General features: G+C 65.6%; 23 protein-coding genes and 2 pseudogenes. 10 read left to right on the top strand and 15 right to left on the bottom strand.

All coding sequences use genetic code 11. The features are described 5' to 3' along the window. Nucleotides 1–4 precede the first annotated feature (4 nt). From B7495_RS12780 to B7495_RS12760, 5 genes are all read right to left on the bottom strand, one after another. Nucleotides 5–1,543 (bottom strand): bifunctional diguanylate cyclase/phosphodiesterase, encoded by a 1,539-nt coding sequence (locus B7495_RS12780; protein ID WP_088456911.1) that lies wholly within the window; start codon nucleotides 1,541–1,543, stop codon nucleotides 5–7. Nucleotides 1,544–1,582: 39 nt separating this feature from the next. Next, the gene (locus tag B7495_RS12775; protein ID WP_088456910.1) at nucleotides 1,583–1,954 is read right to left on the bottom strand and encodes an STAS/SEC14 domain-containing protein; all 372 of its coding nucleotides are present in this window, start codon (nucleotides 1,952–1,954) and stop codon (nucleotides 1,583–1,585) included. 397 nt (nucleotides 1,955–2,351) lie between these two features. Next, entirely contained in the window at nucleotides 2,352–2,531 is a 180-nt protein-coding gene (locus B7495_RS19675; RefSeq protein ID WP_370028154.1) for an HNH endonuclease, read from the bottom strand. Between the two features lie 303 nt (nucleotides 2,532–2,834). Beyond that, entirely contained in the window at nucleotides 2,835–3,893 is a 1,059-nt protein-coding gene (locus tag B7495_RS12765; protein ID WP_088456908.1) for a magnesium and cobalt transport protein CorA, read from the bottom strand. 335 nt (nucleotides 3,894–4,228) lie between these two features. Beyond that, nucleotides 4,229–4,909, bottom strand: a complete 681-nt coding sequence (locus tag B7495_RS12760) for a TetR/AcrR family transcriptional regulator (protein WP_088456907.1) — start codon at nucleotides 4,907–4,909, stop codon at nucleotides 4,229–4,231. A gap of 135 nt (nucleotides 4,910–5,044) precedes the next feature. Between B7495_RS12760 and B7495_RS12755 the strand changes: the two genes are divergently transcribed. After that, nucleotides 5,045–5,542: a DUF6326 family protein gene (locus tag B7495_RS12755; RefSeq protein ID WP_088456906.1), complete on the top strand. Its 498-nt coding sequence runs from the start codon at nucleotides 5,045–5,047 to the stop codon at nucleotides 5,540–5,542. Between the two features lie 115 nt (nucleotides 5,543–5,657). On the opposite strand, the gene B7495_RS12750 is transcribed toward B7495_RS12755, so the two are convergent. The 9 genes and pseudogenes from B7495_RS12750 to B7495_RS12715 form a co-directional block, all read right to left on the bottom strand. Then, complete coding sequence (locus B7495_RS12750) at nucleotides 5,658–6,311, bottom strand: class I SAM-dependent methyltransferase (RefSeq protein WP_088456905.1); 654 nt, start codon at nucleotides 6,309–6,311, stop codon at nucleotides 5,658–5,660. 95 nt (nucleotides 6,312–6,406) lie between these two features. Beyond that, nucleotides 6,407–6,586, bottom strand: coding sequence for a hypothetical protein (locus B7495_RS19380; protein WP_240632241.1), 180 nt, complete (start codon nucleotides 6,584–6,586; stop codon nucleotides 6,407–6,409). A gap of 6 nt (nucleotides 6,587–6,592) precedes the next feature. After that, nucleotides 6,593–6,691, bottom strand: a pseudogene (locus tag B7495_RS19670) (DUF2510 domain-containing protein); the annotation flags it as partial. 128 nt (nucleotides 6,692–6,819) lie between these two features. Continuing rightward, a complete protein-coding gene (locus tag B7495_RS12740) occupies nucleotides 6,820–8,112 on the bottom strand; it encodes a family 1 glycosylhydrolase (protein ID WP_088456903.1) in 1,293 nt (430 codons plus the stop codon). A 44-nt stretch (nucleotides 8,113–8,156) separates the two neighbouring features. Then, on the bottom strand, nucleotides 8,157–9,047 hold the full coding sequence (locus B7495_RS12735; RefSeq protein ID WP_088456902.1) for a carbohydrate ABC transporter permease: 891 nt from the start codon (nucleotides 9,045–9,047) through the stop codon (nucleotides 8,157–8,159). Next, nucleotides 9,044–9,997, bottom strand: coding sequence for a carbohydrate ABC transporter permease (locus B7495_RS12730; protein ID WP_088456901.1), 954 nt, complete (start codon nucleotides 9,995–9,997; stop codon nucleotides 9,044–9,046). Before B7495_RS12730 ends, B7495_RS12735 begins: the two co-directional genes overlap by 4 nt. A gap of 11 nt (nucleotides 9,998–10,008) precedes the next feature. Then, on the bottom strand, nucleotides 10,009–11,274 hold the full coding sequence (locus B7495_RS12725; protein WP_088456900.1) for an ABC transporter substrate-binding protein: 1,266 nt from the start codon (nucleotides 11,272–11,274) through the stop codon (nucleotides 10,009–10,011). A gap of 145 nt (nucleotides 11,275–11,419) precedes the next feature. Continuing rightward, nucleotides 11,420–12,463 carry a LacI family DNA-binding transcriptional regulator gene (locus tag B7495_RS12720; RefSeq protein WP_240632240.1) on the bottom strand — a complete coding sequence of 348 codons (1,044 nt, stop codon included), beginning with the start codon at nucleotides 12,461–12,463 and terminating at the stop codon, nucleotides 11,420–11,422. 453 nt (nucleotides 12,464–12,916) lie between these two features. Beyond that, nucleotides 12,917–13,627 carry a GntR family transcriptional regulator gene (locus tag B7495_RS12715; protein ID WP_166788772.1) on the bottom strand — a complete coding sequence of 237 codons (711 nt, stop codon included), beginning with the start codon at nucleotides 13,625–13,627 and terminating at the stop codon, nucleotides 12,917–12,919. A gap of 177 nt (nucleotides 13,628–13,804) precedes the next feature. Here B7495_RS12715 and B7495_RS12710 point away from each other — a divergent pair, with 177 nt between their 5' ends. The 8 genes and pseudogenes from B7495_RS12710 (at nucleotide 13,805) to B7495_RS12675 (ending at nucleotide 22,798) form a co-directional block, all read left to right on the top strand. Then, nucleotides 13,805–14,722 carry an ABC transporter permease gene (locus B7495_RS12710; RefSeq protein WP_168195325.1) on the top strand — a complete coding sequence of 306 codons (918 nt, stop codon included), beginning with the start codon at nucleotides 13,805–13,807 and terminating at the stop codon, nucleotides 14,720–14,722. Continuing rightward, nucleotides 14,719–15,594: an ABC transporter permease gene (locus B7495_RS12705; RefSeq protein ID WP_088456896.1), complete on the top strand. Its 876-nt coding sequence runs from the start codon at nucleotides 14,719–14,721 to the stop codon at nucleotides 15,592–15,594. The genes B7495_RS12710 and B7495_RS12705 overlap by 4 nt, the downstream gene beginning before the upstream one ends. Then, the gene (locus B7495_RS12700) at nucleotides 15,591–17,222 is read left to right on the top strand and encodes an ABC transporter ATP-binding protein (protein WP_088456895.1); all 1,632 of its coding nucleotides are present in this window, start codon (nucleotides 15,591–15,593) and stop codon (nucleotides 17,220–17,222) included. The genes B7495_RS12705 and B7495_RS12700 overlap by 4 nt, the downstream gene beginning before the upstream one ends. Nucleotides 17,223–17,274: 52 nt before the next feature. Continuing rightward, entirely contained in the window at nucleotides 17,275–18,819 is a 1,545-nt protein-coding gene (locus tag B7495_RS12695; protein ID WP_168195324.1) for an ABC transporter substrate-binding protein, read from the top strand. After that, entirely contained in the window at nucleotides 18,816–20,030 is a 1,215-nt protein-coding gene (locus B7495_RS12690; RefSeq protein ID WP_240632239.1) for an amidohydrolase family protein, read from the top strand. Before B7495_RS12695 ends, B7495_RS12690 begins: the two co-directional genes overlap by 4 nt. Then, a complete protein-coding gene (locus B7495_RS12685; protein ID WP_088456893.1) occupies nucleotides 20,027–21,007 on the top strand; it encodes an ornithine cyclodeaminase family protein in 981 nt (326 codons plus the stop codon). Before B7495_RS12690 ends, B7495_RS12685 begins: the two co-directional genes overlap by 4 nt. A 120-nt stretch (nucleotides 21,008–21,127) precedes the next feature. Beyond that, nucleotides 21,128–21,727: pseudogene (locus tag B7495_RS12680) on the top strand (NmrA family protein); the annotation flags it as partial. Nucleotides 21,728–21,823: 96 nt separating this feature from the next. Continuing rightward, nucleotides 21,824–22,798 (top strand): IS481 family transposase, encoded by a 975-nt coding sequence (locus B7495_RS12675; RefSeq protein WP_088456892.1) that lies wholly within the window; start codon nucleotides 21,824–21,826, stop codon nucleotides 22,796–22,798. A gap of 346 nt (nucleotides 22,799–23,144) precedes the next feature. Here the strand turns inward: B7495_RS12675 and B7495_RS12670 are convergent, their stop codons facing one another. Then, nucleotides 23,145–24,512 (bottom strand): DNA cytosine methyltransferase, encoded by a 1,368-nt coding sequence (locus B7495_RS12670; protein WP_088456891.1) that lies wholly within the window; start codon nucleotides 24,510–24,512, stop codon nucleotides 23,145–23,147. Between the two features lie 133 nt (nucleotides 24,513–24,645). On the opposite strand from B7495_RS12670, the gene B7495_RS12665 reads away from it, so the two are divergent. Then, nucleotides 24,646–26,007: an ATP-binding protein gene (locus B7495_RS12665; RefSeq protein ID WP_088456890.1), complete on the top strand. Its 1,362-nt coding sequence runs from the start codon at nucleotides 24,646–24,648 to the stop codon at nucleotides 26,005–26,007. Nucleotides 26,008–26,019: the final 12 nt, after the last annotated feature.

Genomic DNA, 26,019 nt, shown 5'->3' with positions numbered 1-26,019 from the left:
CACTCTACTGAGGGTGCGCGAGACTCCTGAGCCTCCCCAGAACCATCTCGGGCGGTAGCGGGCGGTCATAGAAATAGCCTTGTCCGTATAGGCAACCCATCGTCTGCAGCAGAATCGCCTGTTCGGCGGTCTCAATGCCTTCGACGATCGCCTTCAGGCCCGCCGAGTAAATCAGTTGGAGAATGGCAGCAACGAATTTTTGCTGCTGTGGGTCCGATGCCATGTCCTGAATCAGGGAACGGTCGACTTTGACCGTGTCTGCTGGAAGCGTTCGGAGATAGCTGATGGACGAATAGCCGGTGCCGAAGTCATCAATTTGCAGCCCCACACCGAGATCTCGCAGCTCGCCCAAGACCTGTTCTTCCGCCGTTCCCTTCGACATCAAGACCGTCTCGGTGATCTCCAGAACCAATCGCGGCGGAGCCACATGATTCCTAGCGAGCGTCTCCCTGACATCTTCCAGCAGGTCACCGCGCAGCAGTTCGGCGGCGGAAAGATTGATGTGTAGGCAGAAGTCTGTGAGCTCAGGCTCGGTTTCGCTCCAGCGACGCAACTGGGCGACTCCTTCGTGAAGCACCCAACGTCCTAATTCCAGGATCAGGCCGGTTTCTTCCGCGATGGGAATGAAGCTATCCGGCATGATGAGTCCGCGCACCGGATGGTGCCACCGAAGGAGGGCTTCGAAACCTATGACTGTTCCTGAGGCCAATTCAACCACCGGCTGGTAACGCAGCGCCAGCTCGCCGCCGGCGACGGCGTTACGAAGCTCGGCTGTGATGCGTGAGCGTTCACGGACAGAGTCGAGCATGTCGGGGTGGAACAGCTGGATGTTGTTGCGGCCATGCGCCTTCGCCTGGTACATGGCGATGTCAGCATCCCGAATCAGCGACTCAGCTGGATGGCCCGGCGTGCCGATACGCACCCCGATGCTGGCCATCGCCCAGACGGTTTCGGTTCCAACCTGCACGCTGTCCTGAAGAAGCGCCGACGCCCGGTGCGCAATATTCAGGACTTCCTCTTCCGTCGCTTCGATGATGAGGATGGCGAACTCATCCCCACCCAGACGTGCCACGGTATCGACGGCCCGTACGGCGCACTTGAGGCGCCGGGCAACCTCGATCAGTACTGCGTCACCGGCCCCATGGCCCAGAGCGTCATTGACGGCTTTGAAGGAATCCACGTCCAGCACCAGCACAGCCGGGGGTTTTCCACTGTCCGTGCTGGCCAGGATTGCCTCGTTGATTTGCTCGTTGAGCAGGGTCCTATTCGCAAGGCCCGTCAAGTCGTCAGTCTTTGCCATCTGTTCCAGCTCGGCCTGAGTTTGCTGCAGCATGGCGGTACGGTCAGAAACCTGCTGTTCCAGATTCGAGTAGATGTAACTGAGTTCCTCGGCGAGGAGGTTGACGCCGGTGATCACAGCGTCGATGTCATCCCTCAAGTCAGACGGCTCTATCCGCGCGTCCAAGTCGCCGGCAGCCAACCGGACAACACCCTCCACCAACTGCTGCAAACGAGGGTCATCGGCGTCGACTCCCGAGCTCATATCACCCAAAGACGCACTTTGCGCAGCGCTTCTGCACGCTTAGACACCGGCAGCAAGCCATTTCATGGCTTCGCTGCGCGAGGTAAAGAATTTGGTCGGACACGGCGGAATGTGCACACCGAGAAAGAAATTCGCCAAGACTCGGTCAACAGGTGATTTGCCCAGAAGAGCAATGCGCGAGGCGCTGCAGGGAATAGACCACACGGACCTGGCCTCTCGGCTCACCGACCCGACCGCTGCCATATCGACGAGCATGCCCCGACGTTCGTTCCCGCACGCGTCGTTAACTTTCGCCATCGCGAGGTGGGCATCTTCGATCTGAATGTGAGCCCCGGGCTGCCAGCGCAGATGGAGAATGCCATCGACCGTTTCGAGAGTCTCTTTTGCGCCGTCTGCAGCGACCGGGCCCATTGCAACGTCCTCCCCCGGGCACGCAGCCGAACCGTTCAGCCACTCCTCAAAGCTACTCGTGTTCAGGTGCTTATCAAATCAATCCCCGACCAATATTCACGGCAGTGTCATCGACGGCGACGACAGCTTCGCATCGGGCACTAGCCGAGCCTGGGTCGCGTGCCGCTGAAAGGTATCGCCACGGGGTTGCGTCGCCGGGCCAGGCTCCCCGACGGCGGCTTCGGTACCTGCCCGGCCGCAGCGGGCCGGCCCCCGCCCAGCTCCATTCAGCAGGTTTATGGTGGAAGCCATAGCCGGCAGAGAGCGTCCGCCGATCGTGGCCCCACGAACCCCCGAAGAGGCAACCCATGGCAGAGAGCGCCCGCCCGGGGCCATGCGCCCAGGAGCGTTGGCAGCCCTAACCTGCAAGGAGGAGCGTCGGCAGTATCGTCGCGTAACGGAGCAGGAACGCGCGCTCGTCGAGATGCTTGCGCCGGAGCCACCCGGTGACTTCGTTGTTGTGTTTGCTCGCGTTGCAGGACGGGCAGGCGGGAACCACGTTCTCGAGGGTGTACCGGCCGCCCCGAGAGACCGGCATGATGCAGTCACGCTGCAGGGCCGGGCTCTCTGCTTGGCAATATGCACACCCTCCCCAAGCGGCGAGGAGCTCAGCCCACTGTGACGCGGTGAGGTCGTTGTCGACGCGGGCGAGCCGTCGTTGCCGGCGCTTCGCGTAACGCGCACGCGCTGCGGGTGAAACGGCTGAGAACTTGCGGCGAGGGGGCACGACTAAACGGTACTCCGGCCGCGCGCGGTCATCCGTTCGCTCGTTCGCTTCGGAAGGGTGCGCGACGAACCAGCCAAGCCTTCGTCGGCGCCCTGTACGGTTTCGGAGCCAGCCTTACAACCACTTCCGCCTCTTGAAGATCCCCCACAGCCCCAGCCCCATCACTCCCATCGCCGCCACGGCCACCGGGTACCCGAACTGCCAGTGCAGCTCCGGCATGTTGTCGAAGTTCATCCCGTAGATCGTGCCTACCAGCGTCGGCGCGAACAGGATCGCCGCCCACGAGGAGATCTTCTTCACTTCCTCGTTCTGGGCCAGGCCCACCTCCGACAACCGTCGGGTCTCCTCATTCTGGGCCAGCCCGGCCTCCGAGAGGCGACGCATCTCGTCGTTCTGCTGCTGCGTCACCAGGGTGGCGTGCACGGTGAGCGCGTTCTCCAACAGTGCCCGGAATGAGGCGGCGTGCTCGGTGACCCGCAGCACGTGGTCGAGCACGTCCCGGAACGAGCGCTGCAGTTCCACGTCCACCTGGTACTTCTCCGAGCCGCGCAGCAGCGCCTCGAGCATGCCGCGCAGCGGCCCGGTGGCGCGCTGGAAGTCGATGACCTCGCTGAGAAGTTCGTAGATGCGCCGCGACACCGAGGGGTCGCCGCCGAAGAGTTGGTTCTCGATTTCGTCGATGTCGTTCTCCAGGCCGGCGACGACGGGGGAGTAGGCGTCGACGACCTCGTCGAGCACGGCGTGCAGCACTGCTTCGGGTCCGAGCGCGAGCAGCGCCGGGTTCTGCTCCATCCGCCGGCGCACGTTGGCCAGGTCGGGGTTCTCGGCGTGCCGCACCGTCACCACGAAGCCCGGCCCGATGAACACGTTCACCTCGCCGAACTCCACTCGCTCTTCGGCGTCGAGGTACCAGGCGGGCCGCAGCACCACGAAGAGGGTGTCGCCGAACCGCTCCAGCTTGGCCCGCTGGTGGCCCTTGAGCGCGTCTTCCACGGCCAGCGGATGCAGCGAGAACTCGTCGGCAACGCTGCGGATCTCGTCCGCATCGGGCCGGTACAAGCCGATCCACGCCATTCCCTCGCACTCGCGCAGCTGGCGGTACGTCTCGTCGAGGCTGTGGGGGCTTGAGGTGCGCTGCCCGGTCACGTAGATGCCGTTGTCGATAAGTGCCATGGTCCTACTCCGTCGTTCGGTCGACGAGAGCACGTGAGCAAGCCGTAGGTGACTAGGCAGACGTCGGGATTCGACGGTGCACCAGAGGTCACCTCGCAATGGAGGTTCAGTTGCGCGCCACTCCCAGCGCGACGCCCGGCCTAGAAGGTCAGAGCGAAAACGACATTCGCCGAGGGAGTGGAGCGCGGACTATCACCAGCCATGGCCGCTCACCTGCCTTCGATCGAAGATTGTCGTGGCCCTGCGTGGGCCTCGGATACCGTAGCACCCCAGGGCGTCGAGATTGGAAATCTGACTTGTGACGAGCGCTTATGGGTAGAGCTGACTCCGGCCCATCAGGGATGCGTTACCCGCCCAGGTAACGCGGGGCTCGCGTCGGCGACTCGACGCCCCAGGCCCTCCAGCAGCAGCTCCAACCCATAGTCAAACTCGTCCGCGAACGCATAACCGCCCCCGCCGAACAGCTCGGCGCGCGAGCGCGCAATGTGCGGATACAGCTCCGCCGGCGCCGCGACCTTGACGGCGAACGCCTCCTCGGCGCCGTCCCCCGGTTCGAAGGGCAGGCTCGTCTCGGTCAGCGCGAACCCATACACGTAGGCGTCGATCGCGGAGAACGCGTGTGTCGCGAGCGCGGCGCTGAAGCCCTCCGCCATGAGCACGCCGAGTAGCCGGTCGTGGTGCTGCAGCAGCGCCGGGCCGGGATTGGGGCGCGATTCCATCATCCCCAGCGCCCAGGGATGAGCGGTGAGCACCGACCGTGCCGATCGTGCCCGGGCGGTGATCGCCTCCCGCCAGCTATCGCCGACCTCGGGCAGTTCGATCCTCGCGAACACCCAGTCGGCCAGGTCATCGAGCAGCGCCTCCTTGCTCGGCACGTGATGGTAAAGCGACATCGCCTCAACGCCGAGAACCTTCGCGACACTGCGCATACTCACGGCGGCGACCCCCGCGCCATCAGCGACGGTGGCGGCGGCGTTGATGATCCGATCCCTGCTGAGCGGTGTGCGCGATGCCATAGATCCATTCTTGTGCACTTACGGACGTAAGGCTAGCATGGCTCTCATCCTTACAACCGTAAGGACAGAAAGTGCCCGCGGTCGTCGTCAGCGATCGTGGACCAACCCATCCTCACCACAACAACGGAGTACCTGATGAAAACACGTCAACACACCACCACCGCGCTGGAAGACCAGCGGATCTCAGTGCAGGCCAAGCTCGCGGCAGCCTGGACCAGCTTCATGTTCCTCGTCATATACATCGACTACTTCCACCTCTACCAGCCCGGCGAAATCGACGAAATCCGGGGAGGCGACATCTTTGCGTTCGAGATCAGCGGGACATTGATTTCAATTTTCTTCGCGCTCATAGCGATCCCGACCCTGATGGTGCTGCTCTCCATGACGCTGCCCGCCCGGGTGAACCGTGCTACGAACCTCGTCGTTGCCGTGCTTTTCATCCCCATCTGCGTGTTCAACGCGGCCGGGGCGTCCTGGGACTGGGCCTTCTACTACGGCTTCACCATCGGAGTCGAGGTGCTGATCCTGGCCTTCATCCTGCGCTCCGCCTGGACCTGGCCCCGCACGGCACCGCCGGCAGAGATGGCGATGAGCCCCGAGATTGGGGTCATTCGCATCAAGCAGCACGGTTGAACGGGGTAGGCAGTGCCCGTGCCGCTTGGAACCATCTGCCGCGGTGCCACGGTGGGGGATCCGTGGGTGTGGCACACCACCGACTGCTACCGGGCGGTAGGGGCCTCCACGGCCCCTACCGCCTACTTTCCACCTGGCTGGTGTCTGGCAACGATCTCGCGGCATCCGCTCTGGCGGAAAGGCAGGCGCGGATTGCGCCGTGAGGCCGGTGACCGGGCCCGGTGCGGGTGTGGGTCTCGATGATGTCGTAGTGAGCGGCGCGGAGTTCGTCGCTCAGGGCCGCTACGGGCCATCGATACGCCGTCGTGATGGCGTGCTCGAACGGTTCGACCACCGGGCCCTCGAAGAAGCCGAGCAGAAGCTCGCCGCCCGGGCGCAGCACACGCGCGAACTCGGAAAGCGCCTCCCGGAGTGATTTCGGCTCGTGGTGAATGAGGGAGTACCAGGCGAGGACGCCCGCAACCGTGCCGGGTGGTTCCGGCAGCGCACCGATGTCGCCGATCGCGAAAGATACCTCCGGATAGGCCTGTCGGGCGTGGTCGATGAAGCCCGGCACCAGGTCGACACCTCGAATCCTCACCCCACGCTCGGCGAGATGCCCGGTCCACTGCCCGGGGCCGCAGCCGGCATCGATCAGTGAGCCGTCGAGCCGCTCGGCCCACCCGGTGACAAGCTGCAGGTCCGCTGGATGCACCGACGTGATCGAGCCCAGGTGCTCCGCATACTCCGCCGCACGGCGCGCATACGCGGCTCTGATCTCGGGTGCCATACCTCTGAGCCTAGGATGCTCCGCGCTCTCTTCACTCAGCACCGGGCGCGCGCCTGGGGGCTCGACCAGGCCGCAGCATCCCGGCTCTTACAGGATTAGAAGCCGATCCAGTCGCCGTTCGAGTCCAGCTCGTAGTCGGCAACGCTCGCCTCAATGATGGTGAGGGTGCCGTTCTTCATGACGGTCATCTCCACAGTGGCGAACGCGTCGATTGTGCCGTCGGTCTCGCCACTCTCACCACGTTCCGGGTAGTAGGCAGGCGGCGGTACCGGCATGGGTTCGGCGGTGCGCCGCTGATCTGACCACTCTGCGCCTGTCCACCAGCGCAGCAGCGCGCCGTCTTCAGGGTCTCGGTACCAACCGGCTAAAGGCAGAGTCAAAGGGATTCCCGTCGTGTGGGCGCGCCAACACGACGCAGATTGAAGCGTATGAGCGCACGGGGCGCATCCGCCAACCCCCAGTGTGGGTGCCCACGGCCCTGGTCGAGGTGAGGTATCTGCTGCCGGTGTCAGGCGACGACGTCAGCCGAATCCTCAACCATCGCAGCGGGCGCCAGCCGAGCCTGGGTCGCATGCCGCTGAAACGTATCGGCCACGGGGTTGCGCCGCCGGGCCAGGCTCCCCGACGGTGTTTCCACCAAGTCATGCAGACCCATCGTCAGCAAGTGGTCTGCCCGGGGTGCCTCGGTGTGGCGCCAGGTCCATTCGTACATATCGAACAGCGGCCACCAGGTGTACCCCACAACGTTGACGCCGTCGGCCTTGAGCTCGTGGAGCGCGCCGACCGAGGCATCGAGCCATCGACGCCGTTCATCGACCGTGCCGGTCACGCTCGTCTCCGTGAGCATCACGGGTGCGCCATACCGGTTGGCCCAGGTGGTGAGTACGTCTCTCAGGCCCTCCGTACCGGTGTCTTCATAGGGGCGAGGATCGGCGAATCCGCCGCCGTGATGAATGCCCGCCTCGAACACCTCGGTGGAGTGGAGCGGGTAGTAATTGACGCCCATGACATCGGGCCGAACCGGATGCGCCCGGAACCAGTCGAGGAGAGAGTCGTCGGCGCCGCCCCGTTCCAGCTGGCCCAGCAGAGGGTGGTCCGGCCCGACGGCGCCGGTGACAAGATCCTCGACGAGGAATCCCTGGTGCCGAAGCCGCGTGACGGTGTCCGCGTGCTCGGGGGCATCCAGGGCGCCCGAGTACCGGATGCCCGCATCAACATGCACAAAGGTGGCCCGGTCACCGAGCACCGACGCAATCGCGTGCTGAGTCTTCACGAACCCCTCAGCGAGGGCGGTGGCGATGCTCACCATGCCGGTCGGGCCCGAGAGATAGGGCGGCCAATAGGCGTACTCGCCGGAGAACAGGGCGTGGATGACGGGCTCGTTGACCGGCGTGTAGTCGGTGGCGACGTCGCCGTACCGTTCGGCGAACCGCTGGGCGTACTCGGTGACGTGGTCGGGATAGTCCGGGTTCGAGAACTGGCCCTCGAGCCAGAGGGGAGTGCCGTAGTGCAGCAGATCGATCACCGGGCGCAGCCCCAGCTCGGCATACCGCGCCATCACGCCGTCCACCCACGACCAGTCCCATCGGCCCTTTTCGGCGGCCACCCGATGCCACGGCACCCCCCAGCGCACCAACTCAGCGCCCACATCGCTGGCCAGCTGCAGGTCGCCGGCGTATTGCGCGTAGTGCTCGGTGAGCTCGTATTCATCGATGGCGCGCTCGCCCGGGCGGGCCTGCGGCACGAAGGTGTCCTCGATGCCGACCGCGAAGTGCAGTCGGCCGTCGTCAAACCAGGTCATGTTGCTCGATTCAGTGGTGATGGTGGTCAGTGGATGGCGGCGGGCTATTTCAGGCCGCTGCTCGCGACGCTCTCAATGAAGCGCCGCTGAACCAGCAGGAAGAGGATTGCGAGGGGCAGCACGGCGATGAGGGCGCCTGCCATCATCACGCCCTGGGGGATGATGCCGCCGGGGCCGGTCAATAGGGTCAGGCCCGAGGTGATGGTGCCGTGGTCCGATTCGGTGGTGAACACCAACGGCCAGAGCAGGTCGTTCCAGTTGTTGACGAAGGTGAAGATGCCTAGCGTGAGCAGCGCCGGGATGGCGTTGGGCAGCACCACGCTCCAGAACACCCGAAACTCTGAGGCCCCGTCGATCCGGGCGGCATTGTCGAGGTCCCGCGGGAGGGACAGGAAGAACTGCCGGAGGAAGAAGATGCCAAACGCGTCGGCCGCCCGCGGCAGGATCAGCCCAGCAAAGGTGTTCACCCAGCCCAGGTCGGAGACCAGCTGGTAGATCGGGATCAGCGTCGCCTGAAACGGGATCATCAGGCTGGCGATGATGACGATCAACAGCACCTTGCTGCCCCGGAAATCCAGCCGGGCCAACGCGTAGGCGGCGAGCGAGTCGAACACCAGGGCGAACAGGGTGACCCCGCCGGCGAAGACGAAGCTGTTGCCGATCAGCCGCGCGAATGGCAGCTCGGAGAAGATCGCCCGAAAGTTGTCGAGCGTCCACTGGGTCGGGGTGAGCGTGGGTGGGAAGGCGTTAACTTCGGAGGCCGGCTTGAACGCGGTCAACACAATGATGATGACGGGCAGCATGATCGCCGCAGTCACGACCAGGAAGCCGACGAAATAGAGGGTCTGGGTCAGGCTGATCCGTGGTGGGCGTCGGCGAACGGTGCGGGTGGATGCCGGGGTCGGGAGTGCCGCCCGGCTGAGGGTGCTGGTCATGAGCTGGTGTCCTCTCCACGCCGACCGAAGAACAGGAACTGTACGAGGCTGAGCAGCAGTGTGGCCACCAGCAGGACGTATGACAGTGCGGAGGCGAAGCCGAGTTCGAGGTCCTTGAACCCGGACTGGTAGATCTCCATCACGATCGTCTGCGTGCTCCGGTACGGGCCGCCTCCGGTGAGCACATAGATCTGGTCGAACGCCTGCAGCGCGGCGATCAGTGCGATCACGACCACGAAGGCCATCGTGTTGCTGAGCATTGGGAAGGTCACGTTCGTGAACCGGCGCCATCCGTTGGCACCGTCGAGCGCCGCCGCCTCATACAGGCTCTTGGGAATGTCCTGCAGGCCGGCCAGAAAGATCACCATGTAAAAGCCGAAGCTTTTCCACACGGCCACGAGCACCACGGTGGGCATGGCCAGCGCCGGATCCTCCAGAACGTTGCCGATCCGGATGCCCACTGCCTGCAGCCAATAGTTCAACAGCCCGATCTGCGGGTCGAGCAGGTACGACCAGGCGAACGCGGCGACGGCCAGCGACACAATGAACGGAAGGAACAGTGTGGTGCGGAAGAACCCGCGGAACGGCAGCTGCGGACTGTTTACCGCGAGGGCGAGCACCAGCGCCACGATCAGGGCGACGGGCGTGAACAACACGGCGTACAACCCGGTGTTCCCGATCGACTGCAGGATGCTCGGATCGGTGAAGACCCGCGCGTAGTTCTCCAGGCCCACCCAGGTTTCCTGCCCGAAGCCGCTGGCGTCGGTGAAGGAGAGCCGGAGGGCCGAGAACATCGGCCAGCCCACGAAGGCCGTGAGGATGATCAGGGCCGGGGCCAGGAACCCGACGACGACGGCCCGCCGGCGGAAGCCGTCGTTCAGCGGTCGTCTGCCGCCGAGCTGACCGGGCGGGCGCCACGGTCGGCGTCGTTGGAGAGATGAAGTCGTCATCGGATTCCGGCTCAGTTGTCCAGCGCCTGCTGCACGGATGCCTGTGCGGCGGCGAGCAGCTCGGCAGGGTCACCGCCGGCAAGTGCCTTCTGGGTGGCCTCGTCCACGGCGGTCAGCACATCGGTGCTGTTCACGACGCCGGGCAGGAGCGCCCGGCTGGTGTCGGAGATTTCGGTGAGGGCGGCGACGGTGGCGTTCGCGCTGACGTCTTCCGCGGTCACGTCGGTGCGCAGCGCCGGCCAACCGGAACCGAGTGACCATGCTGTGGCCACATCCTTCTTGTTGAAGTAAGCCAGGAAGTCCTGCGCGGCGGCTTGTTCGGCATCCGTCGCCTGAGCGGTGACGGCCATCGAGACGCCGATCGCCGACGCGGCCTGGGCGTCGGGGCCGGCCGGAATGGCCGCGATGCCGTAGTTGATGCCGGCGTCGGTGGCGAGACCCGTCATCCAGGGGCCGCCGATGTGCATGACAGCCTTGCCCGAGGTGAAGAGGGCGTCGGCGTCGATGCCGTCCAGACCGGTGGGGGAGATCAAATCCTGCTGCACGGCGTCGGCCCAGTAGGTGAGGGTGTCGATGTTGGCGGCCGAGTCCACGGTGGCCTTGGTACCGTCGTCGTTCGTGATCGAGCCGCCGCCGCCCTCGAAGAGGCTCGCCCAGACGCCGTTGCCGACGGTGCCGTGGTCGGGCAGCGCCATGCCGTACTGTTCGGGCGTGCCGTCGCCATCCGCGTCGATGGTGGTGGCCTTCGCGGCGGCGACCCAGTCGTCCCAGGTGGCCGGGAAGGTCGTGACCCCGGCGGCGGCCAGCTTGTCTTTGTCGTAGAAGACCGACAGCGGCACGAAACCGGTCGGCACGCCGTACTTGGAACCCTCGACGGTCTCCATCGCCACGGCCTCCTCGTTCAGCTCCGCCGTGTTGCTCGTGTCATCCGCGTAGAAGTCATCGAGGTTGACCAGGGCCTTCTTGGATGCGTAGACCGGGAGGCGCTCGGCGGGCATTGCGACGATCTGCGGGCCTTCGCCCGACGACAGCGCCGTCAGGAGGGTGTCGTCGATGACCGCCCAGGTCTTGGTCTGGGTGGTGACCACCACGTCGTCCTGCGACGCGTTGAAGTCCTCCACGATGCCGCTGAGCACATCGCCGTCGGCCTCGGTGTAGCCGTGCCAGAAGGTCAGGGCGACGGGCCCCTCGCTAGCGGCGGGGGTGGCGGCGGCGCAGCCGGACAGACCGGAAACGACGACGGCGGAAGCCGCAAAGGCGGCCAACAGCTTCTTCACTGGGTACCTGCAATCTGCTTCCCACAACGCTGTCGGGAAGTCACTAGAAACGGGCTTCGACGTAATTTACATCGATGTAAATTTGAAGGTACGGCATGATTTGAGCGCTGTCAACACCGCGGTGCAAACGGGCGCATCGGCCGGCTTAGTCGTGGAGCAGGGGCTCCATGGCGGCGGGGACGGGCTTCGCGGAGGGGCTAACCGTAGACGCGCGCACCTCGAGCGAGTAGCCGACCTCCACGTGCACCGATTCCGCGGCGTCGCCGCCGGCTTCGATGCGCGCGAGCACCCGGTCGACGGCCAGGCGGGCCAGTTCCTCGCGGCCGGGGGAGATGGTGGTGAGTGCCGGGCTGGAAAAACGTGCGTCTTCGATGTCGTCGAAGCCCACTACGGCGACGTCCTCGGGAACGCGGAGGCCGGCAAGCTGCAAGGCGCTCATGGCACCGAGGGCGAGGGCGTCGTTGAAACAGACGACGCCGTCGAACTCCGTGCCGGCGGCCAGCAACTGCGTGACGGCCGCCGCGCCATCGGCGCGGTGCCAGAGCGGCACCTCGGCGACCAGTTCGGGCGAGATCTCGATGCCCCGAACGGTGAGTGCCTCCGCATAGCCGTTGAACCGGAGGGCGCTGGTGCCGACCGGTCCCTCCGGATGCGCGCCGACGACGGCGATGCGGCGGCGCCCCAGGTCGAGCAGGTGCTCGGTGGCGGTGCGGATCGCGGCCGTGTTCGGCAGGGTGATGTGGTCGGCAGGGCTGCCCTCGACCCAGTCGCCCAAGACGACCACGGGGAAGTCCACGGACAGGCCGCTGACGTCGCCGGGGCCCAGCGCGATGGGGCTAAAGATAAGGCCGTCGATGGCGTGGCGGCGCATGGCGGCGACCGTGGCGATCTCGTCATTGTCGGTGCTGGTCTGCTCGATCAGCACGGTGTAGTCGTGAGCCTTCGCGGCCCGGATGACGGCATCCGCAAGTTCGGCGAAGTAAGCCTGGCTGAGTTCGGGAACGGCGAGCCCGATCACCTTAGTGCGCCCCGACCGGAGGTTGCGGGCGGAGATGTTGATCTCGTAGTCCAGCTCGGTCACGGCGCTCATGACCCTGTCGCGCATGCGCGTGCTGACGTGCTCGTAGCCCGAGAGAACGTTGGAGACGGTCTTGACCGAGACCCCGGCGAGGCGGGCGACGTCTTGCATGGTCGCGGGAGAACCGTTGCCTCTCACCGTTGCCCCATTCCCCACGCGCCGTTGTCCGGATCTCACCATGACGGTACCGCACCGGGGCTGCCTCGTTGGGGAGCGATGGCACCCTCGGGTAGTCGTAGATGCCCAGCGTGATCGGCTCCAGAGCTCTTCATCGTTGGCTCTGAATGCGAGGGGTGGGATCCGCTCCCGCGGAAACGCGAGCCAGGATCGCCCCATGGGGCCCCGTCCAATGCCCCGGACCGCAGCCAGCATCGATCACTGGGCCGTCGAGCCGATCGGCCCACCCGGTGACCAGCTGCAGATCCTGGGGATGCACCGACGTCATTGAGCCCAGTTGCTCGGCGTACTCCGTCGCCCGCAGAGCGTACGCTGTCGTGATCTGGAGTGCCATACGTCCGAGCCTAGGATGCCCCGCGCCCGGGAACCGTCGGGCGACGCTGAGTGCTAGCTCGCCTTCCGCCGTCTCCGGAGCGAGGCGGGCGCCGCGGAGGGCAGTAGTTCGGCAAGCAGCGGCATCGACTCGAAGCGTCCCCGCTCCACGTGTGCCGCGGTGAGGAGCTCGGCGACGTCGGCCTGCCCGGCGACGATGGCGTCGACGATTTCGCGGTGTTCAGCCCACATCGCCGTGGTGTCGCGCTGAGGAGTGAGCCGGAAAAGCCAGCGAACGCGCCCACTCATGAGTTTGGTCACGCGCTGCAGCAGGGCGTGATCGGCGAGGGCGATGATCTCCTCGTGCAGGTCGGAATTTCGTGTCGACGGTGGGGCGCCCTCGTCGAGGGTGTCCAGCGCCTTGACCGGAGCGATAGCGCCACGGGCGGTGCGGAGCGCGGCAAGCATCGGCTCGACGTCGGCGCCCGCGGCGGCCCGTCGTGCGGCGAACGCCGACGCCATCGGTTCGAGTTGACGGCGAAGATCGAAGAGCTCGGCGGCGTCGGTGAGAGTGAGCGCGTGCACGACCGCGCCGCGCCGCGGTTGTGAGCTGATGAAACCCTCGGATTCGAGGATCGGCAGTGCTTCTCGTACGGGAATGCGCGACACCTGCAGTCGCTCGGCGATCTCGCGCTCATTGAGCTTCGACCCCATCTTCAGCTCGCCCGTGATGATCTGCTCGCGCAGAACGTTGGCGATGCGCGCTGGGGTTTGCTCGAGGCTCATGAACACCATTCTGACACGTCCACCACGTCGCCTTTGGAATACCAAAGATGGCATTCCGAGCAAGAACCACCGATTTGGGCACGTTTTGGTATGCGAGAGTGACGCTGACGTAAGAAGTATGTGACGAGCGTGTTACGCCGGCCCGTGCCGGGCAGACGGTCACATAGCGTCAGTGACGTGCTCGTATTCATCGCCCGCCGATTGGCCCTCGCCGTCGCCACAGTGCTCGCCGTGGTGACCATCGCCTTCGTGCTCGGCCGTGCCACCGGTGAACCCGGTGCGCTGCTCCTGCCCGACAACGCGACCCAGGCCGATGTCGAAGCGCTCAATTCCGCGCTCGGCTTCGACCGCCCCCTCCTCGTGCAGTACCTCGACACCCTCGCCGGCCTTGTTACCGGCGATTTCGGCGGCTCCTACCGCCTGCGCGAATCCGCGCTCGGTCTCGTTCTCGAGCGAGTGCCCGCCACCATCGAGCTCGCGTTCTGGGCTTTCGTGATCGGCCTCGCACTCGCGGTCGTCGCGGCCCTGGCCATCCAGCTCACGGGCAGCCGGGTGTTGCGGGCCATCGTTGGCTGGGCCGGTGCCCTGCGCCAGTCGGTGCCCGACTTCTTCTTCGCCCTGCTGCTGGTGCTGGTGTTCTCGGTTCTGCTCGGCGCCCTCCCGTCGCTGGGACGCACAAGCTACGCGAGCCTCGTGCTGCCTGTCGTCACCCTGGCCACCGGCCAGTTCGTCATGTACCTGCGACTGCTGGATGCCGCGCTGAGCGAGCAAGCCGGGCAGGACTTCGTTCGCACCGCCATCGCCCAGGGCCAACGCCGCTCGACAGTGCTGTTCACCCGGATGCTGCCGAACGCGATCGTGCCGGTGCTCGGCATGGCCGGCCTCAACCTCGGCGGCCTGCTCGGCGGCACCGTCGTCGTGGAGGTCGTCTTCGCGTGGCCCGGTCTCGGCAAACTCCTCACGGACGCGGTCAGCCAACGCGACTTCCCGATCGTGCAGGCTGGCCTGGTCTTCGTGGCCCTCGCCTTCGTGATCGTCAATACCGCGGTAGACGTACTCGTGCGCCGCATCGACACCAGGACGGCGGCCGCATGACCACCTCACTCACCCTGGCCACGGCCCCCGTCGTGCAACGCTGGCGGCCACGGCCCGGTGCCATCGTCGGCGCTCTTATGCTCGGCACGGTGCTCCTGCTCACCGCCCTCGTGCCGCTGCTGCCCGGCTACGACCCGATGGGCCAAGACCTGCGCGCGGCGCTGCTGCCGCCCTTCACCGACCCGGCGCATCCGCTCGGCACCGATGCGCTCGGCCGTGACCTGCTCAGCCGTCTCGCGCTCGCCTCGGCCGTAACCCTGGGCATGACCGTGCTGATCGTGATCATGAATGCCGTTCTGGGCAGCCTGGTCGGCATTCTCGCCGGGTACTACGGTGGCCGCCTCGAGGCGCTCATCACCCTGGTGAGCAACGTGACCCTGGCAATGCCCGTCGTGCTGCTGCTCATCGCCATCTGCGCGGTGCTGCGACCCAGCGCCGGCCTGACCATCCTGGTGCTCGGCTGCACCTGGTGGGTGGGCTACGCCCGGGTCACCCGAAACATCGCCGCGGCGCTCCGCCGACAGGACTTCGTGGTCTCCCCGCTCACCCAGGGCGCCGACTCCGTGTGGGTGCTCACCCGGCACATCGTGCCCAATGTGTGGCCGCACACCCTCATCATCGCGGCGACCGACGTCGCTACGATCGTGCTGATCACTTCGTCGCTCGAGTATCTCGGCCTCGGCGTGCAGCCGCCCGTACCCAGCTGGGGCTCGATGATCTTCGACGGCCAGCGTCACCTGGCCGGTGACCCGTGGCTGGCTCTGCTGCCCGGCCTGATGCTGCTCCTCGCCGTCGGCGGCGTGCAGTTTCTGAGCCAACAATTCACGGCGGAGACCCGCGGCGGCCTGCTGCGAAAGGGAGGAATGCGATGAGCGCCGTTCTACGTATCGACGATCTGCGCATCGAGACCGACGGTGAGACACCACGCGTTCTCGTCGACGGCGTCTCTCTGCGGGTCGACCGTGGTGAGTCCCTCGGCGTCGTGGGGGAGTCCGGTTCGGGCAAGAGCCTCACCGTGCTCGCAGCCCTCGGCCTGCTGCCGGTCGGCACCCGCGTCACCGGGGGCCGCATCGTTCTCGACGACCGCGTGCTCGTCGATGTCGAGGCGGGCGTCTGGGCCGGCGAGCGCGAACTCCGCGCTCTCCGCGGGCGCACCGCCGCCATGGTCTTCCAAGACCCGATGTCCTCCCTCGACCCGCTGCGAGCCGTCGGCGCCCAAGTGGCCTCGGCCGTGCGGGTACACGCGCCACGGCTCGGCCGGCGCGCCGCCCGTGAGCGCGCCATCGAACTGCTTTCGTCGGTGGGCGTGCGTCACGCCGCCGAGCGCGCCGCCACCCGCCCGCACCAGTGGTCGGGAGGGATGCGTCAACGCGCGATGATCGCCATGGCCATCGCACACGACCCGCTGCTCCTGATCGCCGACGAGCCCACCACCGCGCTCGACGTGACCGTGCAGGCGCAGGTGATGGACCTCCTCGCCGAGGTGCGGGAGCGCACCGGCTCGGCCCTGGTGCTGATCACCCACGATCTCGGCCTCGTCGCCGAGAACAGCGACCGACTCGCTGTGATGCACCACGGCCGGGTCGTCGAAACCGGCGCCACCCGCGCGGTGCTCGCGGCACCGGCCGAGGACTACACCCGACGCCTCATGGCAGCGATGCCCGCCGAGCAGGAACGGGCGACCCCCGCGGTACGCACCGGCGAAGCGGATGCGCTGGACGCCGAGAACATCGTCGTCGACTACAGGGTGTCCGGCCGCAAAACCCCGGTCCGCGCCGTCGACGGCGTCTCGGTGCGCATCGCCGCCGGCGAAACCGTGGCGGTAGTCGGGGAATCCGGCTGCGGCAAGTCATCGCTCGCGAAAGCCGTGCTCGGCATCCAACCCGCCGCAGCGGGCACGGTCATCGTCGGCGGAGTCCGGCTGCGCTCGGAGCTCGCGGGCCGCACGGCCGCGGAGCGCGAGCTCGCCCAGATCGTCTTCCAAGACCCGTACTCGGCGCTCGACCCGCGGCTGACCGTGCACGAGCTAGTGGCCGAACCGTTGCGCATTCGCCGCGTCTACGACCGCGCGACGGTCGGGGCGCTGCTGGCCGATGTCGGCCTCGACGAGTCGTACGCCAAACGGCTCCCCGGTCAGCTCTCCGGCGGCCAACGGCAGCGGGTCGGCATCGCCCGCGCTCTCGCCCTGCGGCCCAAGCTACTGGTGCTCGACGAACCCGTCTCAGCGCTCGACGTCTCCATCCAAGCCCAGGTGCTCACCCTGCTCGACACCCTGCAACGCGAGCACGGCCTCGGCTACCTCTTCATCTCACACGACCTCGGCGTCGTGCGCAGCATCGCCGACCGGGTGATCGTCATGCAGCACGGCCGTGTCGTGGAGGAGGCGCCGACGGCGCAGATCTTCAGCGACCCGCAGCATCCGTTCACCCGCCAACTGCTAGCCGCAGTCCCGCGCCTCGACGGACCGCGCCGCACCGCGCGCACAGCCGTCGCCTCCTAATCTCCCAAGTCACCCTTCACCTCCTGCGTCACCCATCGAAATGAGGATCCCCATGCCCACGTCCACCTTCCGCCGCCGGATGCTCAGCATCGGCGCGCTCGCCGCAACCGGAACCCTGATGCTCTCGGGGTGCGCCGGGGGTTTCGACGACGGCGGTGACGCCGCCTCGGGCGACACCCCAACCCGAATCGTCGCCGCGATCCCGACCGACCCCACGTCGATGGACCCGATCGAGTCGGGCGCCCTCGTGGTGCTGTCGGTGTTCTTCCACACCTTCGACCAGCTCGTTACCATCACCGCGGACGGCGAGCTCGCGCCCAAACTCGCCACCGAGTGGACCGCCAACGACGACCTCACCCAGTGGGACTTCACCCTGCAGGAGGGTGTTACCGCCAGCAACGGCGAGGCCATCACCGCCGAGGATGTGGCCTTCTCTTACCAGACCATCCTCGCCGACCCCACCGGCGAGAACTTCGCCTACCTCAGCTCGGTCGCCTCGGTCGAAGCAGTCGACGATCTCACCGTGCGCTTCACCCTCAAGTCGCCGTTCTCGGCGTTCCCCCGCAACACCTCCCTGATCTCGATCGTGCCCGCCGACACCTACCAGGAGATGGGAGCCGACGCGTTCGCGCAGGCCCCGATCGGCTCGGGCCCCTACCTCTTCGACAAGATCCAGACCGGTGTCTCCTACGACCTCGTGCGCAACGACGACTACTGGGGCACAGCGCCGGCGATCGAATCGATCTCGCTGCAGCCGGTCTCCTCCGACGAATCCCGGGTCAACGGAGTGCTGTCCGGCAGCCTCGACGTGGCCCCCATCGGCCCGACCCAAGTGGAATCGGTCGAGAGCCAGGATTCCGCCCAGGTGTTCTCCGCGCTCTCCAACGGTGTCGTTTTCCTCGGCGTCAACTCCACCAGCGGCGTGCTGACGGATGTGCGCATCCGCGAGGCCATCGGTCTCGCCATCGACAAGGAGGCCATCACCGACGGCCTGCTCTCCGGGCTCGCCGAGCCCGCCTCCACGACCCTCGCCCCCGCCGTTGAGGGCTACAGCGACGAGGTGAAGGACCCGGGCTACGACCCCGACCGGGCCCGTGAGCTGCTCGCCGAAGCCGGATACGCCGGGGAGCAGATTCCGTTCGACTACGCGACCGACGGTCGCATTCCGCTCTCCGCCGATGTGGCTCAGACCATCCAGGCCTCACTCCAGGATGTCGGCATCACGATCGACCTGCGCGGCGCCGACCAGCAGGCACACACCCTCAAGGTACGCGGCCGGGAGATGGAGGGGATCTACCTGAACACCTGGGCGCCCTCCACCGTGGACGGTGACCTGCCGCTCACCGACCTGTACGAGCCGGCTGGTAACAACAACTACGCGCAGGACCCCCGCACCGCCGAACTGGCCGCCGAGCAGCGCGGTGTGGAGGGCGAGAGCCGCCTCGAGGTGTTCTCCGAGCTGCTCAGCTACAGCAACGAGCAGGGCTACTACGTGCCGCTCTATGTGCCGATGAACAACTACGCCGCCGACCCCGACCTCGACTGGACGCCCCGCGCCGACGGCCTGTTCGACTTCACCCAGACAAGCTTCAAGTGAGTCGCGCGCTGATCACTGATGCACGCCCCTGGGGTGGCGCCGCGGCCGACGTCCGACTGGTCGACGGGGTCATTGCCGAGGTGCTCCCACCCGGCACCGCTCCGCAGGCCGGAGAGACGCTGATCGAGGGCCGGGGCCGCATCCTGCTGCCGTCTTTCGCCGACGTGCACGTGCACCTCGACTCCACCCGCCTCGGCTTGCCGTTCCGCGAACACACGGGTGCGCCCGGCGTCTGGGGCATGATGCTCAACGACCGGGCCAACTGGCGCAGCGCGGAGACCTCGATCGCCGAGCGCACCACCGAGACCCTGGGCCGCATGATCGCGCACGGCACCACGAGCGTGCGCAGCTACGCCCAGGTCGACGTGGATGCGGGCCTCGATCGGTTGCAGGGCGTGCTTGCGGCCAAGGAGGCGCACCAGGATCGCGCCACGGTAGAGGTGATCGCGTTCCCGCAGGCCGGATTGCTGCGCGAGGAGGGCTCCTTCGAACTGCTCGAAGAGGCCATGCGCCAGGGCGCCGACGTGGTCGGGGGCATCGACCCGTGCCTGCTCGACCGCGACCCCGCGAAGCATCTCGACCTGGTCTTCGGGCTGGCCGAACGCTTCGACGCTCCCATCGACATCCACCTGCACGAGCCGGATCAACTGGCGAAGTTCTCGGCCGAGCTGATCGTGGAGCGCACCCGCGCCCACGGCATGACCGGCCGGGTCACCATCTCGCACGGCTACGGCCTCGGCCAGCTGCCCCAGGCGCAACTGGTGCCTCTGCTCGAGCAATTCGCCGAACTCGACATCGCCTGGGCGACCATCGCCCCCGCGACGCCGTTGCCGACGCTGCTGCTCGCCGAACACGGCATCCGGCTGGGCCTCGGTGAGGACGGCCAGCGGGACTACTGGTCGCCGTATGGCAACGCTGACATGCTCGACCGCACCTGGCAGATGGCCTTCACGAACAACTTTCGTCGCGACGAAGACATCGAGCACTGCGTCGCGGTGGCCACCGTCGGCGGGCGCTCGGTGCTCGGCACCGCACCGGCGCTGCGGGGGCACCTCGACCGCCCCGGTGTCGCCGTCGGCGACCCCGCCGACCTGCAACTTGTCACCGGCGAGACCGTCACCAGCGCAGTGATGGACCGGCTGCCCGACCGCACCGTCCTGTTCCGCGGCGCGGTCGTGGCACACAGCCTCGAGCTCACGGCTGCCGCATGATCGTGCTCACCGCGTCCCAACTCGAAGACCTGGTCGACCGGCCGGCCACCGAGCGGGCCGTCGCACAGGTCTTCACCGACATCGCGAGAGGGGCGGCCGACCAGCCGCGGCCCACCTCGATGGGCACGAACGCGGGAACCGGTCGCTACGTGCTCATGGCGGCGCTGTCGGACACCACCGGCACCGCGGCGGTGAAACTGCTCGCCGACGTGCCTGACAACTCCGCTCGTGGCCTGCCCACCCAACGTTCGATGATCGTGGTACTCGACCGCGAGGACGGAGCCCCGGTGGCCCTGCTGCATGGCGGGGTGCCCACCCGGGTGCGCACCGCCGCGGCCAGCGCGGTCGCGACCCGAGCCCTGTCCCGCGAGGGCAGCCGTGTGCTGGGCCTGGTGGGAGCGGGCGGGCTCGCCCGCGAGCACGTCGAGGCTCTGCGGGGTGTGCGGGACTGGAATCGGCTGGTCATCTGGTCGCGCACCCCGGAGCGCGCGGCGGCCCTCGCCGACTCTCTCGAATGGGACGGTGCCATCGAGGTGGTCGACGAGTGCGCGTCGGTGTTCGCCCAAGCGGATGCGATCTGCACGCTCACCCCCTCCGTCACCCCGATCATCCGCGGAGACTGGCTTCGGCCCGGCCAGCACCTCAACGTCGTCGGCGCCCGCCCTCGGCCGGACGAGCGCGAGGTCGACTCGGTGACGATGGCTCGGTCCTCGGTCTGGGTCGACGACATGGCGACGGCCGAGACCAAGTCGGGGGACCTCATGCTGGCTGTGGGGGAGGGCGCACTCACCCTGCCCGACGTGGTCGGCACCGTCGGCCAGGTCCTCGCGGGCCTCCGCCCCGGCCGCACGAGCCCCGACCAGATCACCCTGTTCGACTCGGTGGGCATCGGCGCGCAGGACCTAGCGATCGCCGATCTGCTCGTGCGCGAGGCGCGGGCACGGGGCGTCGGTGTGGAGCTCGATCTGAACGGCTGAGGGCGCGGCGCGCCGACGGTTGCGGCCTTGCACGAGCAGCTATCGCTGTTCGTGCGAGGCCTCGCCAAGTGCGTCTCCCACGTCACACCGGCGTCAGGCGAGAACGGCTGCTCAGCGATCTTCATCCCCTCCGACTACTCGTCGGACTACCGCCAGATCGCCCTGGGCAGCAACCGCAACTTCGAGCTGCGCCGCGAGTTCGCCGCCGACCTCGACGCGGCCCCGATCCAGGTCACCTCCGTTCTCAACGGCGCCTTCGCCGACATGCTCACCGGCACCGCGCCCATGATCGCATTCGGGCGCCGCAAGGTCATGTACTGGTCCTCCGCCGACCAGATCCTCGACTTCACCACCAAAGACGACGTCGCCCGGGTGGTGGCCCTCGTGGCCCTGGACGCCGACGCGCCCCGCGTCGTGGAGATCGCCGGCGACCGGGTCACCGCCCGCAGCGTGGCCCAGACCATGTCAGAGCTGACCGGCACCCCGTTCAAACTGCAGTTCGCCGGCACCACCGGCACCCTGTCGCTGCTGGCCAAGGCCGTGCGCCGCTTCTCCAAGACCACGGATGCCGCCTTCCCCGCCTGGCAGGGCATGCAGTACTTCGTGAGCATGTTTAGCGGACAAGCTCAGTTGCGCCACGTCGATAACGACCGGTACGGGGACCACGACTGGACGACCGTGCGCGATGTGCTTGCGGTGCACGTGGCCGGCCAGCCCTAGGTGTACCGGGCCATGACGTTGGTGACAGGTCCTTGATCTGAGGAGAACCTCCGGGGCTTAGTGGAGTTGTCTAGATTCCGCGTCCCGGAGGTTCCCATGACCCACATTAATGGGCGACTGAATATGCACGGGCGGACCCTGTTGATAACTCGGGTTCTGCATCATCGGCGGCCCATCGCTCACGTCGCCAAAGAGCTCGGCATCTCCCGCCAATGCGTCCACCGCTGGGTGAACCGCTACCGCGCCGAGGGCCCCGCCGGATTGCTGGACCGGTCGTCTCGGCCGCGATCATCACCCACCCAAACCAGCCCGGACAAGGTCGCAGCTGTGCTGGCCGCCCGCGCCCAATTGCGCACCGGACCGATCCGGATCGCCGCCGCTACCGGGGTCCCGGCCCGCACGGTGTCCCGAATCTTGGTCCGTAACCACGTGCCTCGACTGGCCTGGTGCGACCCACTGACCGGGGCTCTGATCCGGGCCTCACGCGCCACCACGAACCGTTACGAACGTGACCGGCCCGGCGAATTAGTCCACGTTGACGTGAAGAAACTCGGCCGCATCCCCGACGGCGGCGGCTGGCGTGCCGATCCCGACCAAACCGCCCGCAACCATCGCGCGAGCCATCAACGAGTCGGTTTCGACTACGTCCACGCCGTCATCGACGACCACTCTCGCCTCGCCTACGCCGAAATCCACGACGACGAAAAAGGCACCGCCGCCGCCGCCCTTTTGCTCCGCGCCGCTGACTTCTTCGCCCGCAACGGCATCGAACACATCGAACGAGTGATCAGCGACAACGCCTTCGCATACCGAAACTCCGCCGCGTTTCAGGCCGCCGTTGCCCAGCTTGGCGCCGAGCAACGCTTCATTAAACCGCACTGCCCCTGGACCAACGGCAAGATCGAACGCCTCAACCGCACCCTCGCCACCGAATGGGCATACCGACAGATCTTCACCAGCAACCAAGCCCGCCGCGACGCCCTTGCCCCCTGGCTCAACCACTACAACACTGAACGCATCCACACCGGCATCGGAACAACACCCATCAAACGAGTGTCACCAACGTCCTGACTCAGTACAGCTAGGTCGCTCCGGCAGCCACAAACTAGTAGCCCGGAAGTGGCGAACCTCCACCAGAACCTTCAGTCCGTGGAGTCCCTGTTAACTCCGAATGGGAACAAGGCCACTTCTGCCAACTGAAAACAGGGCCGCCGTCATGTGGTTCTAGTGTGCCGTAGATAGTGCGGCAGAGCGGTGGATGGACTTTGATTCGGCTTTGGGCACACAACGACGCTGACGCGGTGGCGCGTTCCCCCCACGGGCGTCTGTAGGTTGCTCTAGAAAGCGGACAGAGTGGGCGAAGGTCAGGCTAGCCATCCGCCTGTGCCAACTGAGGCTGCGCTGTTTCATGGAGACATCACGCCACAAATCGTTCCCCCACGCTTTGAGCGGATGAATAATCGATCTGACCCTTCCTATCCTTCTGCTGGCGGGCCCTGGTGCGTGGAACTTCGTCATCGTCCGCCTCAAACCACTGCGCTGCCGTCGTCGGGCTCATCGAGAGGAGCGCCGCCTGGCCTATGGTGACCGCGGTGCGGTTTACTGCTCGGGCGTCTAACGACAGCGCGTCAAGAATTGACGCCGCGACCGCTCTTGCTAGGAGAGGCGGAACTGCATTTCCAATCTGACGATGTCCGTGCCAGTTTGTGGTGTGAAATCGGAACCAGTCCGGGAAGGAATGAAGCCGGGCTGCCTCCCTAACCGTTATGACTCTGGGAGACCTAGGATGTAGCGGCCGTGACGCGCTGAAGGCTCCACGTTCTCTTCCTGTACCCGCACGTAGGGTGAGGGCCGGCTTGCTTTCGTCAAGGCGGTACGCGCGGCTAACACTCTCGACGGCACCTTGAGCTGTTGCCTCAAACCGCTCTATCGAAGTGGACTTATGAACGGTTACCTTGCATCCCGTTAGCACTTTGTTGTCCTGGACCCGGGGATGTGCCAGGTAGCCGGCGGACTCTGAGTATAAGGAGTTCAGGTACGGATTCCTGAGATTGATCAGTCGATTGCGGTCTAGGTCGGAGAGGATTACCTGATCCACACCGAGGTCGGCGTAATCATCCAGATCGGGTAGCCCGAGAAATGCCTCCGCAACGGTCACCGGCACGTCAACCGTTCTGGTCGGGCTCATCGGACTCGTGCCCGTACGAGAGCCGACAACCACGACCCTTCGGCGCTTCTGCGGAACTCCGTAGTCTGTTGCTAGCAGCGTCTTGTCTGTTCCTGTGATCTGATACCCGGCGGCTTGCAGTCTGTCAAAAGCTTCTTTGCGCAACTCACTAAATCGGGCGCCGAGAAACCCCGGTACGTTCTCCATGACGAACATTTTCGGGCGGAGCTCTTCTACGAACCTCACGAACTCGAAGATTAGTCTGTTGCGGTCATCGTCTTCGTCTTGCTTTCCCATCACGGAAAATCCCTGGCATGAGGGCCCACCGATAAGGACATCTAGGGCCCCGTCCCATTCCTCAGCCTCGGGGTTGTGGTTTCGCCAGCCACGGCGGGCCGATGACCGCAAGTCTTCCGCTGATAGCTGGCGCACGTCTCGGCAGAGTGTGTCAGTGAGGGGAAAATTGTACAGGTGAGTCGCTGCGTGAACCGGATCGTATTCGACCGCAGAGATCACGTCGAATCCGCCCATCTCGAACCCGAGGCTTAATCCGCCAGCGCCCGAAAACAGGTCGATGGCCACCGGACGGGGGAGAGAGGGCGAGCTCGTTTCAGGCATAGGCTAACGATCGCACAGTTGTTAGCCAGATTCCATTCGTTGACGCGCATCGTACGCCAGTGTCGTTTGAACAGTGGGCCGTGATTTTGGGGGAAAAGTGGCAGTCACTATCGAGCGTGTGGACGCTTCACCGGTGAAGAGATTCTTCATCGACATAATTACACGCGACATTGATCTGGGCGCGGCAATCATGGACTTGGTCGACAACTCTGTGGACAGCGCCAGAAAGTTGCGCGGTGATACGTCACTCGAAGGGCTTTCGGTTTCCATCCAAGCCGACGAAAAGCAGTTCAGCATCGAAGACAACTGCGGGGGAATCCCGGTTCATCATGCCAAGGGTTATGTCTTCCGAATGGGTCGCCCGGGCACTGCCGCCTCCACGGGAGGGATGATTGGTCAGTTTGGTGTCGGCTTAAAGCGCGCACTATTCAAGTTGGGGACGGACTTTATCGTGGACTCCACCACGGATTCTACGAGTTTTAGTGTTGAGCTCGACGTCACCAAGTGGGAAAAGGAATCCGACTGGGGATTTGATATTCGGGTAAGAGACTCGATCAAGGGCTCGGCAAGGGGGACGACTATTGTCGTTGCCAATTTGTACCCGGATATTGCGCTGCAGTTCCAAGACCAATCAGTGATTGACGATCTTCGCGACGACTTGACGTCTCGCCATCGAATTGCCATCTCTAATGGCCTAACGATAAATCTCAATGGATCGCCCCTTGCTGGCGCGCCGTCAGAGGTAGCCGGTGGTGACCTGATCCAGGCAGCAACCGAGACGTTCACGATCAAGACGCCCGAAGGAGGTCTAGTTCGCGTAAGAGTTGTCGCAGGTGTCGCCCCTACGCAGAATGACCTGGATGAAGACGCAGAGCCTGAGGCGGTGCCGTTTCCAGCTAGCGAAGCCGGTTGGTATGTGTTCGGAAATGGGCGCCTGCTCCTCTCTGCCGAGAAAACGCGACTAACGGGTTGGGGCGGTCGACGAGGGGTAGGCCTACCGTTGTATCACAACCAATACGCGCGCTTTAGAGGATTCGTGTTCATGGACTCTAATGACTCCAGCACCATTCCCTGGAACACGATGAAAACCGGGGTCGACCAATCCGACGAAGTGTGGGTTCGCACCAAACAGGCAATGATGAGCGCAGGTCGCCAAATCATCACGATGCTCAACCTGCTCAAGATCGAACGACAAGCCGGTGTTTCGGGCCCTCTCGCGCCAATCTCGACAGCCCTTTCTTCGTCAAAGATGGTCGCCGTGGCGACCAGCGAGGACGCGGAGTATTCCATTTCGATACTCGAATTGCGCGCAGATGTGGTGACCGCGGCCTCATACCCAGCACCCAACCCAGAGCTGGGTGAAGGCGTCACACGAATTGCGTACACGGTAGACATTCGTGATTTCGCGGTCGTCAGTGACGCACTTGACGAGAAAAGAGCATCCAGAGTAGGTCGACTCACGTTCGAAAATTACTACACCGAAGTCGCCGACTGATGCGTGGAGAAG

The sequence above is a fragment of the Cryobacterium sp. LW097 genome, assembly GCF_002205495.2.
Taxonomy (GTDB): Bacteria; Actinomycetota; Actinomycetes; order Actinomycetales; family Microbacteriaceae; genus Cryobacterium; species Cryobacterium zongtaii.
Note: the sequence above shows the minus strand (reverse complement) of the source record. Positions and strands in the feature narration are given on the sequence as shown.